At 50.7% G+C, this 17673-nt stretch carries 16 protein-coding genes; 13 read left to right on the top strand and 3 right to left on the bottom strand.

Translation table 11 applies throughout. The features are described 5' to 3' along the window. Positions 1-88 precede the first annotated feature (88 nt). From gucD to B4113_RS00035, 7 genes are all read left to right on the top strand, one after another. Positions 89-1555 (top strand): alpha-ketoglutaric semialdehyde dehydrogenase GucD, encoded by a 1467-nt coding sequence (gene gucD, locus B4113_RS00005; RefSeq protein WP_033022690.1) that lies wholly within the window; start codon positions 89-91, stop codon positions 1553-1555. Positions 1556-1980: 425 nt separating this feature from the next. Next, entirely contained in the window at positions 1981-2928 is a 948-nt protein-coding gene (locus B4113_RS00010) for an ABC transporter permease (protein WP_033022688.1), read from the top strand. Further along, positions 2921-3871: an iron chelate uptake ABC transporter family permease subunit gene (locus B4113_RS00015; RefSeq protein ID WP_033022685.1), complete on the top strand. Its 951-nt coding sequence runs from the start codon at positions 2921-2923 to the stop codon at positions 3869-3871. Before B4113_RS00010 ends, B4113_RS00015 begins: the two co-directional genes overlap by 8 nt. Then, positions 3865-4620, top strand: a complete 756-nt coding sequence (locus tag B4113_RS00020) for an ABC transporter ATP-binding protein (RefSeq protein WP_033022683.1) — start codon at positions 3865-3867, stop codon at positions 4618-4620. The genes B4113_RS00015 and B4113_RS00020 overlap by 7 nt, the downstream gene beginning before the upstream one ends. 2 nt (positions 4621-4622) lie before the next feature. Next, complete coding sequence (locus B4113_RS00025; RefSeq protein ID WP_033022681.1) at positions 4623-4934, top strand: hypothetical protein; 312 nt, start codon at positions 4623-4625, stop codon at positions 4932-4934. Then, positions 4931-5896, top strand: a complete 966-nt coding sequence (locus B4113_RS00030; protein WP_033022679.1) for a siderophore ABC transporter substrate-binding protein — start codon at positions 4931-4933, stop codon at positions 5894-5896. The genes B4113_RS00025 and B4113_RS00030 overlap by 4 nt, the downstream gene beginning before the upstream one ends. Before the next feature lie 549 nt (positions 5897-6445). After that, positions 6446-7879, top strand: a complete 1434-nt coding sequence (locus B4113_RS00035; protein WP_033022678.1) for a site-specific DNA-methyltransferase — start codon at positions 6446-6448, stop codon at positions 7877-7879. Positions 7880-7950: 71 nt separating this feature from the next. Here B4113_RS00035 and B4113_RS00040 read toward each other — a convergent pair whose 3' ends face one another. Then, on the bottom strand, positions 7951-8262 hold the full coding sequence (locus B4113_RS00040) for a hypothetical protein (RefSeq protein WP_033022676.1): 312 nt from the start codon (positions 8260-8262) through the stop codon (positions 7951-7953). Positions 8263-8471: 209 nt separating this feature from the next. After that, a complete protein-coding gene (gene gabP / locus B4113_RS00045; protein ID WP_033022674.1) occupies positions 8472-9863 on the bottom strand; it encodes a GABA permease in 1392 nt (463 codons plus the stop codon). Between the two features lie 225 nt (positions 9864-10088). On the opposite strand from gabP, the gene B4113_RS00050 reads away from it, so the two are divergent. Together B4113_RS00050 and B4113_RS00055 are read left to right on the top strand one after the other, a co-directional pair. Continuing rightward, positions 10089-11705 carry a PucR family transcriptional regulator gene (locus tag B4113_RS00050; protein ID WP_033022673.1) on the top strand — a complete coding sequence of 539 codons (1617 nt, stop codon included), beginning with the start codon at positions 10089-10091 and terminating at the stop codon, positions 11703-11705. Positions 11706-12021: 316 nt separating this feature from the next. Then, complete coding sequence (locus tag B4113_RS00055) at positions 12022-13374, top strand: aspartate aminotransferase family protein (protein WP_033022671.1); 1353 nt, start codon at positions 12022-12024, stop codon at positions 13372-13374. A 225-nt stretch (positions 13375-13599) separates the two neighbouring features. Here the strand turns inward: B4113_RS00055 and B4113_RS00060 are convergent, their stop codons facing one another. Continuing rightward, positions 13600-14169 (bottom strand): Uma2 family endonuclease, encoded by a 570-nt coding sequence (locus B4113_RS00060; RefSeq protein WP_081917065.1) that lies wholly within the window; start codon positions 14167-14169, stop codon positions 13600-13602. A gap of 211 nt (positions 14170-14380) precedes the next feature. Between B4113_RS00060 and B4113_RS00065 the strand changes: the two genes are divergently transcribed. From B4113_RS00065 to dhaM, 4 genes are all read left to right on the top strand, one after another. Then, positions 14381-15367, top strand: coding sequence for an acryloyl-CoA reductase (locus B4113_RS00065; RefSeq protein ID WP_033022701.1), 987 nt, complete (start codon positions 14381-14383; stop codon positions 15365-15367). A gap of 83 nt (positions 15368-15450) precedes the next feature. After that, positions 15451-16449, top strand: a complete 999-nt coding sequence (gene dhaK / locus B4113_RS00070; RefSeq protein ID WP_033022668.1) for a dihydroxyacetone kinase subunit DhaK — start codon at positions 15451-15453, stop codon at positions 16447-16449. Positions 16450-16467: 18 nt separating this feature from the next. Then, a complete protein-coding gene (gene dhaL / locus B4113_RS00075; RefSeq protein WP_031410086.1) occupies positions 16468-17082 on the top strand; it encodes a dihydroxyacetone kinase subunit DhaL in 615 nt (204 codons plus the stop codon). A gap of 148 nt (positions 17083-17230) precedes the next feature. After that, positions 17231-17623: a dihydroxyacetone kinase phosphoryl donor subunit DhaM gene (dhaM, locus tag B4113_RS00080; protein WP_033022666.1), complete on the top strand. Its 393-nt coding sequence runs from the start codon at positions 17231-17233 to the stop codon at positions 17621-17623. Positions 17624-17673 lie beyond the last annotated feature (50 nt).

A 17673-nucleotide genomic window follows, 5' to 3' on the forward strand; every position in this document is an offset into this window, starting at 1 on the left:
TTGGCCATTTTCAGTATACCCGCACGGATCAGGAGCGTATACAGCACTCACCCAGTGGTGGGGATTTTCACGGAAAGGAGAATGGATCATGACGGCAGGAACGGCAAGACAAACGTATTTGAATTACATTAACGGCCAATGGACCCCTTCATCCACAAGCCAAACCGAACCGAGCATTAGCCCAGCCAATACCTACGATATTGTTGGCTATGTGCAGCAATCCGGCATCGAGGACTTGAACGCCGCGGTCGAAGCGGCGGGACGAGCGCAACCGGTATGGCGGAAATTGTCCGGCCCAAAACGCGGGGAGTATTTGTTCCGCGCAGCTGACGTTCTTGAGCAACGGCTTGATGAGATTGCGGAAACGGTGACAAGGGAGATGGGGAAAACACTCCCCGAAGCGAAAGGGGAGGTGCAGCGAGGAGTAAATATTTTGCGCTACTACGCTGGAGAAGGAATGCGGTCCATCGGCGAGGTCATTCCTTCTACGGACAGCGAGGCGCTCATGTTGACAACCCGCGTGCCGCTTGGAGTGGTCGGCGTGATCACGCCGTGGAACTTTCCGGTCGCCATTCCGATTTGGAAAATTGCTCCCGCTATCATCTATGGAAATACAGTGGTGTTTAAGCCGGCCCAGGAAACGGCGGTCACGGCGGCCAAAATCGTGGAGTGCTTGGACGAAGCGGGATTGCCGGCCGGGGTCGTCAACTTGGTGATGGGGAAAGGGTCGGTGATCGGCAACGCCATGGCCGAACATCCGTATATTCACGCGATCACCTTCACCGGTTCCAATGACGTCGGCAAAATGATCGCCCAAAAAGCGGTGGCCAGAGGGGCAAAGTATCAGCTGGAAATGGGCGGAAAAAACCCGATCATTGTGCTTGAGGACGCTGACCTTGACCGCGCAGTCGAAGCGACGATTAGCGGCGGGCTGCGTTCGACGGGGCAAAAATGTACAGCGACAAGCCGCGTTTTTGTGCAAAGCGCTATATACGAACCGTTTAAACGGCGGTTGTTGGCAAGGATCAAGGAACTGACCATCGGCAATGGACTCGCGGACGGCGTTTGGATGGGGCCGTGCGCCAGCCAGAAGCAGTTGGAGACGGTGCTTTCTTATATCGAAAAAGGAATCGAAGAAGGGGCGACATTGCTTTGTGGCGGCCGCCGCTTGGACGACGGGGAGTTCGGTACCGGTTTTTATGTGGAGCCGACGGTGTTTGAGAACGTATCCCCGAACATGACGATCGCCCGTGAGGAAATTTTTGGGCCGGTGCTCGCCTTAATCAAAGTGGAGACGTTTGAGGAAGCATTGGCGTTAGCCAATGACACGCCGTTTGGATTGAGCGCCTCAATTTTCACTCAAAACATCGGAAAAATGTTGACGTTTATCCAAGATATTGAAGCCGGGCTCGTTCGCATCAATGAAGAAAGTGCAGGAGTTGAACTGCAAGCGCCGTTTGGCGGCATGAAGCAGTCGAGCTCCCATTCGCGGGAACAAGGGCGGGCGGCCATTGAGTTTTTCACGGCGATCAAGACGGTGTTTGTCAAAGGATAAGACGTTGATGAAAGTGCGCTGCCGGTTAGGCAGGGCGCTTTTTTTGTGCGAGGGAGAAAAGGGGAAAGGGATCTCGTTTTTGTTGGTCGATGAAAAAAGGACAAGAAATTGATGAAAAAGTGATGAAAAACATTGACAATGATAATTTTTATCAATTAAAATATGAAATGTGAAAATGATAATCTTTCTCTTTGAGAAATTGCCAAGAAAATTGGCAGAAGGCGGCGATAGACGTAAGCAGGAGGGAGTTGATTTGAAAAGCATACAGAGTTGACGGGAGAGGCCGATTGTCATAGCAGCGCCGCCTGCTTGGAAACAAACTCTCTATTAATAAAGACGATCACTATATCCTGATTGTTTTGGGAAAATGGTTCATCCCGTCCCGTTGGGGGTATGGGGCAGAATGGAAAACGAGATGAGGAAAAATGAAAAAGTGGATATTGTTGCTTGTTGTCCTATCCATGGGTTCGCTGTTTGTCGGCGTTCATGATTTATCGCCCAGCGCGCTGCTTTCCGGTGACCAGGCGGCTTGGGAAATTTTCTTGATTAGCCGCTTGCCTCGGCTGATCAGCATTCTTCTTGCCGGGTCAAGCGTCAGCATTTGCGGCTTGATTATGCAGCAGTTGAGCCAAAACAAATTCGTGTCGCCGACAACCGCGGGAACGATGGATTGGGCGCGGCTCGGCTTGCTGGTGTCCATGATTTTGTTCGCTTCGGCGGCTCCGCTGGTCAAAGCCGCTATAGCTGTTGTGTTTGCGTTTGTCGGAACGCTGCTGTTCATGACGATGTTAGATCGCATCAAATATAAAGATTCCGTGTTCATACCGCTTGTCGGTTTGATGTTCGGCAACATCATCGGTTCAGTGACGATGTTTTTGGCCTATAGGTACGATTTGATTCAATCGCTTTCCGCTTGGCTGCACGGCGACTTTTCCGTGATGATGGAGGGGCGCTACGAGACGTTGTATGTAAGCGTCCCGCTGATGGGTCTTGCCTATGCATACGCCAATCGTTTTACGATCGCGGGAATGGGAGAGGAGATGGCAACGAATTTAGGGCTTCGCTATCGATCGGTTGTGTATGCGGGGCTGCTCATTGTCGCGGTCGTTTCAGCGATTGAAGTGCTGACGGTGGGGACGCTGCCGTTTTTGGGCTTGGTCGTTCCGAATCTTGTAACGATGTATTACGGTGATCATTTGCGCAAAGTGTTGCCGCTGACAGCGGTGTTTGGCGCGCTGTTTGTGTTGCTTTGTGATGTATTGGGGCGCGTGGTCATCTATCCGTATGAAATTCCGATTGGGTTGACGGTCGGGGTGATAGGGAGCGGCATTTTTCTATATTTGCTGGCAAGGAGAACAAAGCGGTATGTCTAAGCGGATGAAAGTAGCGGTGCTTGTCGTTTTGGTTCTTGTACTAGCCGTTTTGTTTTTGTTTACGCATTTGCGCGGCGATCTTGAATATGTGTTGCGTTCGCGCGGTGAAAAAATCATGGCGATGGTGTTTGTCGGTTGGGCAGGGGCAGTGTCGACCGTTTTATTTCAAACGATGACGCACAACCGAATCTTAACGCCGAGCATCATCGGCTTGGACGCGGTTTACATGCTGGTGCAAACCGTTGTTGTGTTTTTTTTCGGTTCGACGACGTTAACGATGATGAGCGACACGTCTCACTTTCTTTTTTCAGCCGGCACAATGATGGGGTTTTCGGTCTTGTTGTATTCTTTCTTATTTCGTCGAGAGGGGCAAAACCTCTATTTCATCTTGCTTGTCGGGATGATTCTCGGTACGTTTATGCAGAGTGTGACGTCGTTTTTGCAATATTTGATTGATCCGAATGAGTTTTCCATCATTCAAGACCGAATGTTTGCGAGCATCAACAATATGAAAACCGATTTGCTTTGGCCGGCTGGATGGTGCATTGCCGCTGCCACGGCCTATACATATCGCCACCTTCATGAGCTGGATGTGTTATCGCTAGGCAAAGACCACGCCATCAATTTGGGGGTGGACTATGAACGGATCGTCAAGCGATTGTTGATGGTGGTGGCTCTGCTTGTCTCAATTTCAACAGCGCTTGTCGGGCCCATCATGTTTTTCGGACTGATCGTCGCCAATCTTGCGTATGCGTTTTTTCAAACGTATGAGCATCGGTATTTGCTGGCGGGAGCGGGGCTGTTTGGCATCGCTGCCCTGATTGGTGGTCAGCTGATCGTCGAGAGAGTGTTTGTGTTTTCGACGCCATTGTCTGTCATCGTCAATATAGTCGGGGGCGCGTATTTTCTGTACCTCTTGATAAAGGAGCGAAAGGCATGGTAGAGGTGAAACAAGTGACAAAGCGGTACGGTGGAAAGACGGTCGTCGATCGCGTATCTTTAACCGTTCCGCCTCGGCAATTAACGTCGCTCATCGGACCGAACGGAGCGGGGAAAAGCACGCTCCTTGCCATGATGAGCCGCTTGATTTCAAAAGATGACGGAGAAATCTGGGTTGAGGGAAAAGAAATCAGTTGCTATCGAACAGAAGAGTTAGCGAAAAAAATTTCCATTTTAAAGCAGTCCAATCATATCGCTGCCCGGCTGACGGTCAACGAATTGGTGTCGTTCGGCCGCTTTCCATACTCGCGCGGCCGTTTGACGCGCGAAGATCGGAACTATGTGCGCGAAGCGATTCGCTATATGGAATTGGAAGAGTTGCAAAACCGGTATATTGATGAGCTGAGCGGCGGACAGCGTCAGCGGGCCTATATCGCCATGGTGTTGGCACAAGATACAGATTACATTTTTTTGGACGAACCGTTGAACAATTTGGATATGAAACATGCGGTGCAAATGATGAAAGTGTTGCGCCAGCTGGTCGATGAGCTCAACAAAACGATTGTCGTTGTGATGCACGATATCAATTTTGCTTCCTGTTATTCCGATCATATGGTCGCTTTAAAAGATGGCACGGTCATCTGCGAAGGAGATGTCTCATCGATCATGCGCAATGAGGTTCTTCACCGTATTTACGATTTGGATGTGCGCGTGCAAACGATAGAGAATAGACGCATCTGTGTGTATTTTTAAGGTTGGCGATTACGGCGGCGCAAATGGGCCTGCCGGGAATAGCCGCATCTGTCTGTAGTTTTAAGAGACTGGTGAAAACCAACCGATCGCTCGATCGCTGGAAATCACAAAAAATGATGACATTTCAAGGGGTTTTGATTGGAAACACCATGCGGGAGACTGGCGAAGCGCATGGATACACTCCTATTCCAGTAACGTACAACAGGTTGATCCGGCTTTCCTTGGAACATTGGCAAGAAAGGGCGCCCCTTGCCGTGGGAAAAGAAAGCCGTCAACATATACAGAACATTGTTGAAGGGGGTAAGAGCCAATGAAGCAGCGTTGGCTGATGCTAGTTGTAGCCTTGCTTGTCGTCATGTTGGCCGCATGCGGAAACGGCCAAACAAAGAGCGAAAGTAGCGGCACGAGCGGAAAGAATAACGAAAAGAAAACGGAACAGGCAGAAGAAATGACGATCAAGCACCAGCTTGGAGAAGCGAAAGTGAAGAAAAATCCTGAAAAAGTGGTTGTCTTTGATTTCGGGGTGTTGGACACATTAGATAAGCTCGGTGTCAAAGTGACCGCCTTGCCGCAGATGAACGTTCCGAAATACTTGGAAAAATACAAAAGCAATGAGTATCAAAACGTGGGAAGTTTGATGGAGCCAGATTTTGAGAAGTTAAGCGAAATAAAGCCTGATGTTATTTTTATTTCCGGGCGGCAGGCCAATTTGTATGACAAGTTCAAAGAAATAGGTCCTACCGTGTACATGGGCATTGACACTCAGCATTATTGGGATTCGTTCACAAACAATATGAAGCTAATCGGACAAATATTCGGCAAAGAAAAAAAAGTGGATGAGGAATTAGCAAACATCGAGAAACAAGTCGAAGAAGTGAAGGCGAAAGCGGGAGATAAGAAAGCGTTGATTATTCTAACGACAGGAGGAAAAGTAAGCGCGTATGGAACGGGATCACGGTTTGGTCTCATTCATGATGTGCTCGGCGTCCCGGCCGCGGATCCGAATTTGAAAGTAACGAATCCGCACGGACAAAGTGTGTCGTTTGAATACATTGCCGAAAAAAATCCAGATTACTTGTTTGTCATTGACCGCGATGCCGTTGTTGAAGGAAAGCCGACAGCCAAGCAAACCATTGAGAACGCGCTTGTGAAAAAGACGAAGGCATATCAAAACGGACAGATCGTGTATTTGGATCCGAACTATTGGTATCTGTCAGGAGGCGGATTGACGTCCGTATCCGAGATGGTCAAGCAGGTGGAAGAAGGGTTGAAATGAGAACAGGCGGGCCGCAACAGCCCGCCTTCCTTCATAAAATGGCCTGTTTTACTACGATGCCGGTGATTTAAGGGAGCAGGTCGCTTCAGCTAGAAGACGTGTACGATGTCGCCAACGGGATGGCTGCATCGACCATGTTTCCCAAGGTGCGTTTTTCCGTGAAGGAGATTTTTGCGTTTTTGTCGTTGGACAGTTGACGTTTTTGGTCAATCATACAAGTTGACATAACCACATTTTATTTTTCAAAGGGGTGGAAGGGGTGTGCAAAATGGCCTCTTGCCACCTTGGAAAATCAATGGTAAAATGAAGGTGCTCTTGAAAGGGGAAGGCCTCGTTTAGAGGATTGAAACATCTCCGTTGCCATAAAAATCATAAAGGAATAATATAGCTTGAAAGAGGAAGGCCTCGTTTAGAGGATTCTACCCCCGCTTCCGTTCGCAGGAGGCGGGGTTGTTTTTCGGCTAGAAATGGAGGCAGGAAAACCGTTTGCCATGGCGAAATAATGGAAACACGAGCACTTTTTCGCGGACATGGGGGAGGGGGCGTGCGATGGCAAACGGCAGCAGGAGAGCGAAAAAAGCAGCGAGGGCGCGGCTTGAGTTGGTTAAAGAGCTTTTTCCGGAGGCGGTGACGGGCGAAGCGATCGACTGGGAGCGGCTGAAAAAGGCGCTTGGCTGCCAGGCGGAGGACGAAGTGTATGAGTTCACGTGGCCAGGAAAAGCGGAGGCGAAGCGGTTGGCGGAGGCGCCCGCTGCGGGAGTGCTGCAGCTGGACCGGGAAAAAAGCAAGAGGTGGGAGACGACAAGCAATTGGTACATTGAAGGGGATAATTTGGAAGCGTTAAAGCTTTTGCGCCCCTCGCATGAAGGAAAAGTGCAGATGATTTACATTGATCCGCCGTATAATACAGGAAAAGCGTTGATGTACAAAGACAATTGGCGCAAGCGAAAACGTGCCGCTTCAGGTTTAGGACGGGAAGAGGCGCGTGCCCATGCCGGCTGGCTCAACATGATGTATCCTCGCCTTTGGGCGGCGAAGGCGTTGTTGGCTGAAACAGGGGCGATTTTTATCTCTATTGATGATACGGAGCAGGCGAATTTGAAAAAGGTGTGCGATGAAATTTTCGGTGAGCGGAATTTCGTTGCGACGTTCATTTGGCAGCGGGCGTTTTCGCCGGTGAATATGAACAAATTCGCCTCGCGCAATCATGATTTCATTTTATGTTACGCGAAAGATATCGACCGCCTCGCTTGGTACGGCTTGCCGCGCCATCCGGAAGCGGACGGGCGGTATGCCAACCCGGACAATGACCCGCGCGGTCCGTGGACGTCCGGTGATTTATCGGTCGGCCCGCTGATTCCGGAAAAAATTTATGACATCGTGACCCCAAGCGGCCGGATTGTTTCGCCGCCCCACGGGTATTGTTGGCGGGTGACGAAAGAGCGCTTTGCCGAGTTGGCGGCGGACAACCGCATTTGGTTTGGTAAAGACGGCAACGGGGTGCCGCGCTTAAAGCGGTTTTTGCGCGAGGTGAAACCGACGATGACACCGCTCACGATCTGGACGCATGATGAGGTGTCCCACTCGCAGGAGGCGAAAAAGGAGCTGAAGGAGCTGTTTAACGGGGTGGCGGTGATGGATTACCCGAAGCCCGTCAAGCTGATTCAGCGTATGATCGCACTGACGACGAAGAACGATGATGTCATCCTCGACTTTTTTTCCGGCTCGGCGACAACGGCCCATGCGGTCATGCAGCAAAACGCCGAAGACGGCGGCCGGCGGTCGTTTATTATGGTGCAGCTTCCTGAACGGCTGGCGGAAACGTCAGCGGCATATCGGGCTGGGTTTCGGACGATTTGCGACATCGGTCGTGAGCGCATTCGCCGTGCGGGGGAGAAAATCGTTTATGAAACGGGGAAGACGGAGTTGGATATCGGTTTTCAAGTGTTTCGGATCGAACGGAACAATCAGCCCGCTCGCTAGGCGAACGGGCTGGTTCCTTGACTACGTGAATGAAAGACGCTGTCTCCGCTGTCCATCGTTTCGGGCGTTTTTTACAACGACGCCGCAGCCCAACGGTCATTGACAAAGACGTCGTATTCCGCGGCAATCGTTTCTTTGAGCTCGTCCAGAGACGGGATGCCGTCGGCGAAAGTGTAGGTGTCAAGGAGAATGAGGGAGTATTCGTCGCCGGGATCAAATACGATGGTGACGACTTCTTCCGTGCCGGCGTCCACTTGCCGGACGGTGTCGCCGTCTTTTGGTTCAACGAGTACGTTTTGGTACGTTTCGCGAATAATGTAATAGCCTTTTTGAACTTGCTCGGTAAACAAATGTTCTATCCCTATCAGTTCATGAATGATCATAGTTTCGGCCTCCTAGTTTGTGAAATTGTTCTCAATATCAGTATATATAGCAATGGAATCGATGTATACCAATGCGAGAGGAAGTTTGAAAAGTTGTCAAGTTTGTATGTCTGTGTGGACGTGGTTGGGGGTGAGCAGAGAAGACGGGCTGTTCAAAAGGAATAGCGCCCTTTGTGATGGGCGCTAGGCTCATCCATCCATAATGAACGTTACTCTTTTATGACTGTTGATGCTGGCGGTTGGTAGTTTGGCTGAAGATGACGCCGGGCAAACACGAAGTAGCAAACGATCACGACAACGGTAATGAGCAATGTTAACAACAGCTGAGAAGCCATGGATTCAATGAATAGCATAGAAACGAGGATGACGAGCAAAACAAGAATTGTAAAATAAGTCAAGTATGGAAACAGCCACATTTTAATTTTTAAGGCAGCATTGGTTTCACGTTCGAGTTTTTTTCGCAGGCGGAGCTGCGAGACAGCAATAGCTAAATAGACGAGCAGCGCGATCGCCCCGGAAGAGTTGACGAGAAAGAGAAACACTTTATCAGGCGAAACGTAGTTCATGATGACGGCGATGTAGCCAAACAGCGTGCTGGCGATAACAGCTCGAACTGGGACGCCGTTTTTGTTCAGCCGCAAAAACGATTTCGGCGCCTCGCCTTTTTCCGCCAACGAGTACAACATGCGTGACGTTGTGTACAGCCCGGAGTTGAGGCAAGACAATACCGCGGTCAATACGATAAAGTTCATGATTTGGGCGGCCGCAGGGACGCCGACGTGTTCCAATACAGCAACAAATGGGCTTTTCAAGACACTTGCCGAGTTCCACGGCAGCAATGTGACGACAACGGCGATAGAGCCGATGAAAAACACTAAAATCCGCCATGTGACCGATTTCGTCGCCTTCGACACCGCTTCTTGCGGCTCGGCCGATTCGCCGGCGGCGATCGTGACGATTTCTGTCCCGAAGAACGAGAAAATGACGATGACGATTCCGACAAGGATCGAACCGATGCCATGCGGCATAAACCCGCCGTGGCCGGTCAAATTTGTCAAGCCGACCGGATCGCTGCCCGGGGCAAGGCCGAAGATGAACGCTAAGCCAAGAATGAGAAAAAGCACGATACTTGCTACTTTGATGAAGGCGAACCAATATTCAAACTCCCCGTAAGATTTCACGGACCAAATGTTTGTAAGCGTCATCAAAATGGTGAGAACAAGGCTAAGGAGCCATAACGGAATAGAAGGAAACCAATATTGGATGATCGCCGCTCCCGCATTCGCTTCAATCGCAATGACAATCACCCAAAAGAACCAGTACAGCCACCCAACCGTGAATCCTGCCCACGGGCCGATCGCTTCATGGGCGTAAGCGGCGAACGATCCGCTCGTTGGGCGGGCTGCCGCCATTTCCCCGAGCATCCGCATAACAAGCACAACGAGCGCACCTGCTAGAGCGTAAGAGACAATGGCTCCTGGTCCTGTCGAGTGGATGACAGCTCCGCTTCCAACAAACAGACCGGCGCCGATGACCCCGGCGATGGCGATCATGGCCATATGACGTTCTTTCAATCCTTTTTGCAAGCTCGAATGATTCATCCGAACTCCCCCCTCAAGGAAGTTTGAATTTACAAAATAGTCAAACCATAATATTGCTTTTAGTGTAAGTGGAAATCCTGTCTTGTACATTAGACAAAGTGCCAACAAAAAATGGAGCATCATTGGACAATTTGTCAATAGACGCCTCCCATGATAGAAGGATTTTGGCTATAAAATTTCGAATGTTTTTATGAAAAATTAGGCTAAAAGAAAGGGGAGGAGAGGATGGGGGGCAACTTTCCCTTTACAGTCGCTGATATTTTGCAGCGAAAACATTTTGAAAATACAATGGTTGTCGCAGGGAAGGAAGGATTGTCCAGGACGGTCAAATGGGTGCATGTCGTCGAGGTGACGAAAATCAGCAACTTGTTGCGCGGCAAGGAGTTGATTTTGTCTACCGGAATTGGATGGCGGGAGGACGATTCGCTCTTTTTGTCGCTGCTTCAGCAATTGATTGAGTGTGACGCCTCCGGGCTGTGCATTGAACTGGGAACATACGCTTCGTCCATTCCGGAAGAGGCGATCGAGTTGGCTGATCAGCACCATTTCCCACTTATTCTTTTTCTTGAGGAAGTCCCGTTCGTTGAGATCACCCATGATATTCATACCTATTTAATTAACCAGCAGTATAAGATGATTTCCCAGCTTGAGTCCTATTCCCAAGAGCTGAATAAAAAGTTGCTGGCCATCCACCATCATCGCGACATTTTGAAAGTTCTCCATCGCTGCCTAGGCCATGATGTCATGTTCAAAATGAACGGTGGGGAAGCTGAGTATGTCCCTGGACGGCCGAAGCGGGGGAACGAAAGCGGTGTTCCATCCGAAGCCAGCCTGCCGCCGGGCGCCGTTTCGAAACCGATTTCTTTGTTTGGCACGGAATATGCGGAACTGGCCCTTCTCCCCACCGATCGGGACATCAATGAGTTTGATGTGCTGATTTTGGATCGAACAGCTACTGCCTTGGCACAGCACTTGTTGCGGAATCTTTACATTGAGGAAAAGCGGCGGACGGAAGAAAACGAATGGGTGAAGGGATGGATGGAAGGGAAGTATACGGAAGAAGAGGTTTCGTCTTATTTGTCTCATTATTTTCCATATTACCAAATCAACGGGGGAGTTGTGTGGGTGTGCAAAGCAGAAGGGGCCGGCCAAAAAGGAAATTTCGATTCGACATACTTTAAGCTGTTGTGTCGGTCGGTGTTTGAGCAGCGTGGTTTTTTTCTGCTTTCATCCGACATGGGACGGCACTTGGCGTTTATCGCAATCAATCAACGGGATGAGGCGACGTGGAAAAGCCGGATCGCGGAAAGTATCAGGTGTCTTATGGAGTCAGAGTTTGTCCCAACGAGACTTCCTCATTTGCTCGTCGGCGTTGGGACGTTTGTCAAGTCCCTTTCGGCGATGAAGAAAAGTTATGCGGCCGCGCTCGAGGCGCTGACCATTCGGAGCCGGATGAAGGGGAAATCGACCAGCCTATTTTATAATGACCTTGATTTGTATCGGATGATCACGGTGCTTGATAAATATAGCGATCTTCGTGAAATGGTAGGCAGCTATTTAGGCCCGATTATCGAGTATGACCGGAAACATAATGGAAAGCTGCTTGAAACGCTTAAGGTGTATTTGCAGTGCAACGGCTCAAAACAAGAAACGGCGAGGCGGCTGTTTATTGTCCGGCAGACGTTGTACCACCGCATGGAAAAGCTAGAAAGATTCCTTGGGACTGATTTCATGGAAGCGGACAAGCGGTTGGCTCTCGAGTTGATGCTCCAAGCGTACGACTACTTGATGAGCGGCGGGGAGATGCATGGGCAACGGAGGGCCGCGCTTGGAGCCGAGTAAAGGCCATAGCCCTAGAGGGATGGACGCAGTCCTAGCAGAGATTCGTCTCTAGAGGGCTGGTGAAAAGCAGTGGTTTCCTTTGTTCAATGAATAAATGTGTACAGTGTTTCAAGTTTTTTTATTTAAGAAACAATGCCGAGAAGCGGTATGCACGATGTAATCGCCGGTCTCCTAGTGGTTTAGGGTGAAAATGGTAGTCAAACTGTGGAACGGATGAAACGACTATTTTTACACTTTGTCTAATGAACCGTGGTGCGGGATGAGCGATAATGGCTGTAAAATAGAACGATTTCCAATGGAAGGGAGCCAAGCGGTGATGAAAACCGAACCAACCCACCAACTGTGGCTCGACAAAGACGATCGATACGTTTGGCATTCGATGAAGCCGTATAACCCACAAGCAACGCTGATTGCGGACCAAGCAAAAGGCTGTTGGGTGGTGGACGCAGCTGGCCGTCAGTATTTGGATGCGATGGCCGGGCTTTGGTGCGTCAACGTCGGGTATGGGCGCGAGGAGCTGGCGGAGGCGGCGTATGAGCAGCTGAAAACGCTGGCGTATTTCCCGCTCACGCAAAGCCACCTGCCGGCGATCCAGCTCGGCGAAAAGCTCAGCGAACTGTTGGGCGATGAGTATGTCATCTTCTTCTCAAACAGCGGGTCAGAGGCGAACGAAACGGCGTTTAAAATCGCCCGCCAATACCATCAGCAACGCGGAGAACCCCACCGATACAAAATCGTCTCCCGCTACCGGGCGTATCATGGCAACTCGATGGGAGCGCTTGCGGCGACCGGGCAGGCGCAACGGAAATACAAATACGAGCCGCTCGCCCCGGGCTTCATCCATGTGCCGCCGCCTGATCGCTACCGCGATCCTGACACAGCGGACGATCCGCGCCAGCTTCGGGCCGTGAAAGCAGTTGACGATGTGATGACGTGGGAGCTGAGTGAGACGATTGCCGCCATGATCATGGAGCCGATCATCACTGGCGGCGGGGTGCTGATGCCGCCCGATGGATACATGAAAGCGGTCAAGGAAGTATGTGAAAAGCACGGCGCCTTGCTCATTGTCGATGAGGTCATCTGCGGTTTCGGCCGAACCGGGAAGCCGTTCGGGTTCATGCATGAAGAGGTTAAGCCAGACATCATTACGATGGCCAAAGGCATTACGAGCGCTTACTTGCCGCTGGCGGCCACGGCGGTGCGGAAAGAGATTTATGAGGCGTTTAAAGGAACGGACGAATACGATTACTTCCGCCATGTCAATACGTTTGGCGGCCACCCGGCTGCTTGTGCGGTGGCGCTGAAAAACATCGAAATCATGGAGACGGAGCGCTTGTTTGACCGTTCCCGTGAAGCCGGCGAATGGCTGCTTTCGGCACTGAAAACGAAACTGGCCGATCATCCGTACGTCGGGGATGTGCGCGGAAGAGGACTGCTTGTCGGCATTGAGTTGGTCGTCGACCGAGCGACGAAAGAGCCGCTTGATGTGTCGCTCGTCAACCAAGTAATCAGCCAATGCAAAGCCCATGGCGTCATCATCGGCAAAAACGGAACGACGGTCGCCGGGTACAACAACGTGCTCACCTTGTCGCCGCCACTTTGCATCAGTGATGACGAACTGTCGCTCCTTGTCCGCGTCTTAACAGAGGCGTTAGCAGCCATTCAATAAGAAGAAGGACAAACGCCAGCTTGGGTCGACGGGCTGGCGTTTTGTTTGCTTTTGTGCGGCTGTTTAGAAAAATACGGTATGACACGGCTGCCGCGGGGGCAGAATGTTCTTCCGCCTATGCGCTTGGGTTTCGGGAGGGGAGATTTTTAGGAGCGTCTGCCCGATCATCGATTTCTGTCTGTTTGACGAAAGATCGATCATGAACACTGAATGGTCAGAACCGTTTTAACTCCATTCAAATACATACGTTAATGGAATAGCTAAGTCCTTAAATTGTACGGAATGCAGCGTGTCTTGTTGCCCGTATGTGGCATGCCGTTGATAGACCCCTTTGTGCAAATTGTATACATGAAGCATTTTGTTAGCTGTATCGACGATCCAATATTCCGCAATGCCATAGTGTTGGTAAGTATAAAATTTTTCGTTGTAATCTTTTAAAGCGGTTGAAGGTGACAAGACTTCAACAACTAGCGCAGGCGCCCCGTAACCCCCTTTTTTGACAATCTGTTTTTTATTGCAAATCACCACAATATCGGGTTGGACAATGTCATCAGGGGGTTCATACGTTTCCTTTTTGCTAAGGAATACATCAAACGGCGCCATAAAGACGTAACAATGTTGGTTTTGGAAAACATGGCGCAAAGCAAAATACAATTTTCCGACTGCAAATTGATGTTCCGAAGATGGAGCAGGGGTCATATTATAGGCTTTTCCATTGATCAGTTCCCAGCGACCTTCCCATGTTTTCCAGTCCGCGTACGTGTAAATTTTGTTCGGGTCAGGGATATTGCCCACTGTTTCCCCCTCTTTCATTTTAAGGATGCGTTTGTTTCCAGTTTAGCAAAAGAAATCAAGGAAGGGTAGGGAGGACGTTCATGAGAGGTTTATTCATCACTCGCCTACGCCCACAAGCCGAAGTGATGGTTTTCTTGGTTCAGAAAGGAATGTAGCGTCTGTTTGTCGAATGACATGAGGGAAAAATGCATGGGGAAAGGGTGAGGAAATGATGTCCGCATTTCAAGCGTTTGTTGTCAACAAAACGGAAACGGAGTTTACAGCTGAGGTGAAAACGATCTCGATGGACGATTTGCCGGAAGGGGATGTCGTCGTCCGCGTCCATTATTCAAGCGTCAACTACAAAGACGGGCTGGCGTCGATCCCGGACGGCAAAATTGTGAAAACGTATCCGTTCGTGCCCGGGATTGACTTGGCCGGAGTCGTCGTCTCGTCGCAACATCCGCGGTTCCTTGAAGGGGATGAGGTGGTCGCTACCGGCTATGAAATTGGCGTCACCCACTTTGGCGGCTACAGCGAGTATGCGCGTTTGCCCGGCGACTGGCTCGTGCCATTGCCGAAAGGGTTGACGTTGAAAGAAGCGATGGCGATCGGCACGGCGGGGTTCACGGCGGCGTTGTCCATCCATCGGCTTGAGGAGCACGGGCTGACGCCGGAACACGGGCCGGTGCTCGTTACGGGGGCGACGGGCGGCGTCGGCAGTCTGGCGGTGTCGATGCTCGCGAAGCGCGGCTACACGGTAGAGGCGAGCACAGGCAAAGCGGCGGAGCACGATTATTTGCGCGCCCTTGGCGCCAAGAAAGTGTTGGCGCGCGAAGACGTCACCGCCGAGCGCATTCGCTCGCTCGATCAGCAGCGCTGGGCGGCGGCGGTCGATCCGGTCGGCGGCCGGACGCTGGCGACCGTGCTAAGCCGCATCCGTTACGGCGGGGCCGTGGCGGTAAGCGGATTGACGGGAGGAGCGGACGTGCCGACAACGGTCTACCCATTCATTTTGCGCGGCGTCAGCTTGCTTGGCATCGATTCGGTCTATTGTCCGATGGATTTGCGGCTTCGCATTTGGGAACGGCTCGCTGGCGATTTGAAGCCGGATTTGGAGCGGATTGCCAAAGAGATTTCGCTCGCTGAATTGCCGCAGGCGCTTAAGCGCATTTTGCGTGGAGAGCTGCGCGGCCGGATGGTAGTGCGGCTGGCTTGATCAGGAACCATCTCGATTTTACCGGGCGACTAGTTCTGTTTGGGGTTCGTTTTGATGATTCTTGATTGAAGGGGAGAGGAATCTTGAAAAAATTGATCAATGATCCGCTACGGGTAGTGGATGATATGTTGGAAGGATTTGTGGCTGCTCATTCTCGACAAGTGAGACGAATTCCGGGAACGAATGTGATTGTCCGGAAGGATGCTCCAGTGAAAGGGAAAGTTGGGATTGTGAGTGGTGGCGGAAGCGGCCATGAGCCGGCACACGCCGGGTACGTCGGAAAGGGAATGCTTGATGCAGCTGTTTGTGGGGAAGTGTTTACGTCGCCGACGCCAGATCAAATTTTGTCCGCTATTCAAGCCGTAGATGGCGGGAATGGAGTATTGCTCATCATTAAAAATTATACCGGTGACGTGATGAATTTTGAAATGGCTGCTGAATTGGCTGAGGCCGAAGGAATCCGGATCGCGAAAGTGATTGTAAATGATGACGTGGCGGTCGAAGACAGCACGTTTACGACAGGACGTCGTGGGATAGCGGGAACGGTGTTCGTCCATAAAATTGCTGGAGCATTGGCGGAACGCGGGGCTTCGCTCGAAGAAGTGGAAGCAGCAGCAAAAAAAGCCATCCAAAGAGTCCGTTCCATGGGGGTGGCCATCAGCCCTTGTATTGTGCCGGCTGCTGGAACGCCAGGGTTTGTGTTAGGTGAGAATGAGATGGAAGTAGGAATCGGCATTCATGGGGAGCCGGGAATTGAGAAAGTCAGCGTTCAGCCAGCCGAGCATGTTGCGGACGGATTGCTTGCCCGCATTGTTGAAGATATGAAACTCGATCAAGGAGATCAAGTGGCGGTCATGATCAATGGACTCGGAGCTACCCCTTTGATGGAGCTGTATATTGTTCATAAACGTGTTGCTGAGCGGTTAGCAGAAAAGCAGATTCGTATTCATGAGACGTTTGTCGGGGAGTATATGACCTCATTGGAAATGGCGGGGTGCTCCATCTCGCTGTTGAAGCTCGATGACGAGCTGATCGACTTGCTTCGTTCGCCGGCTGATACAGTAGCCTTTAAGACATGCTGAGCGGAAGGAGGGCAGAAGATGAATTTAGGCGTAGAGCAAGCAAAAGCATGGATTGATCAAATGAATGAACTTTTTCAGCAACAGAAACAGTATTTAACTGAGTTGGATCAAGCGATCGGTGACGGCGACCACGGATGGAATATGGCTCGGGGATTTCAAGAAGCGGTGGATAAAATTTCTTCAAATCGCTATGAAGATCTCGGAACACTGTTGAAAGATGTGGCCATGACTTTGATTGCCAAAGTTGGGGGAGCTTCAGGGCCGTTATATGGGACGGCTTTTTTAAAAATGTCCCAAGTCCTTGCTGGTAAACAAGAAGGAAATGAGCAAGAATGGATTGCGGCATTAGGAGAAGCATTGGCTGGGCTGAAAGCGCGTGGAAAGGCGCAGGTCGGTGAAAAGACAATGATTGATGTGTGGGAGCCAGTCGTGATGTTTTTGCAAGAAAAAGGACAGCTGCTTGCTAGAGAGGCAGCACAATTGGCACAACAAAAAATGGAAGAAACGAAAACATTGGAGGCGAAAAAGGGGCGTGCCGCTTATTTAGGGAAACGTTCGATCGGCCATATTGATCCTGGTTCGGCGTCTAGCTGCTTATTGTTTATTGCTTTCGCTAAGGTTGTTGAGTCATAGGGAGCAGGTGATTGACTCGCGCAACCGCTTCCCGGGATCGTTTCTCAAGTAGAAAAACCTTGGCAGCACCAGCCCTTATTTTCATCCGTTCACCCATTGATCAAGGAAAACAGCGGTTTTTCACCAACCTTATAGGGAGGGCTTATGGATGAACCATGTCAGTCTTGTATTAGTTTCTCATAGTGAAGAAATCGCCGAAGGATTGAAGAAGTTGTTGGAACAAGTAGCTCCAAATGTGGGCATTGCCGCAGCGGGAGGCAACAATGGCGAAATTGGAACGAATGCCCTTCGTATACAGGAGGCAATCGAATCAGTTTATTCTGAAAAAGGGACCGTTGTTTTGTTCGACCTTGGAAGCGCTCTGCTAAACGCTGAACTGGCTCTTGAGATGGCAGGTGGAAAAGAGCGGGTCCGAATCGCTGACGCCCCCTTGGTGGAAGGGGCGTATATCGCCGCTGTTGAGGCGGGGCTAGGAAAACCGTTGGAAGAGGTCGTACAGGCTTGCGAAGCAGTGAAACAAATGGTAAAAATTGAAAAATAAAAGCTGGTGAAACGAACGCTCTCATGTTGTTTAGCGGGAGGGGGAAGCGG

The sequence above is a fragment of the Geobacillus sp. B4113_201601 genome, assembly GCF_001587475.1.
Lineage (GTDB): Bacteria > Bacillota > Bacilli > Bacillales > Anoxybacillaceae > Geobacillus > Geobacillus icigianus.

Coding starts and splice junctions, on each gene's coding strand:
- gucD (WP_033022690.1), top strand. CDS start 89: ATGACGGCAGGAACGGCAAGACAAACGTATTTGAATTACATTAACGGC.
- B4113_RS00010 (WP_033022688.1), top strand. CDS start 1,981: ATGAAAAAGTGGATATTGTTGCTTGTTGTCCTATCCATGGGTTCGCTG.
- B4113_RS00015 (WP_033022685.1), top strand. CDS start 2,921: ATGTCTAAGCGGATGAAAGTAGCGGTGCTTGTCGTTTTGGTTCTTGTA.
- B4113_RS00020 (WP_033022683.1), top strand. CDS start 3,865: ATGGTAGAGGTGAAACAAGTGACAAAGCGGTACGGTGGAAAGACGGTC.
- B4113_RS00030 (WP_033022679.1), top strand. CDS start 4,931: ATGAAGCAGCGTTGGCTGATGCTAGTTGTAGCCTTGCTTGTCGTCATG.
- B4113_RS00035 (WP_033022678.1), top strand. CDS start 6,446: ATGGCAAACGGCAGCAGGAGAGCGAAAAAAGCAGCGAGGGCGCGGCTT.
- B4113_RS00040 (WP_033022676.1), bottom strand. CDS start 8,262: ATGATCATTCATGAACTGATAGGGATAGAACATTTGTTTACCGAGCAA.
- gabP (WP_033022674.1), bottom strand. CDS start 9,863: ATGAATCATTCGAGCTTGCAAAAAGGATTGAAAGAACGTCATATGGCC.
- B4113_RS00050 (WP_033022673.1), top strand. CDS start 10,089: ATGGGGGGCAACTTTCCCTTTACAGTCGCTGATATTTTGCAGCGAAAA.
- B4113_RS00055 (WP_033022671.1), top strand. CDS start 12,022: ATGAAAACCGAACCAACCCACCAACTGTGGCTCGACAAAGACGATCGA.
- B4113_RS00065 (WP_033022701.1), top strand. CDS start 14,381: ATGTCCGCATTTCAAGCGTTTGTTGTCAACAAAACGGAAACGGAGTTT.
- dhaL (WP_031410086.1), top strand. CDS start 16,468: ATGAATTTAGGCGTAGAGCAAGCAAAAGCATGGATTGATCAAATGAAT.
- dhaM (WP_033022666.1), top strand. CDS start 17,231: ATGAACCATGTCAGTCTTGTATTAGTTTCTCATAGTGAAGAAATCGCC.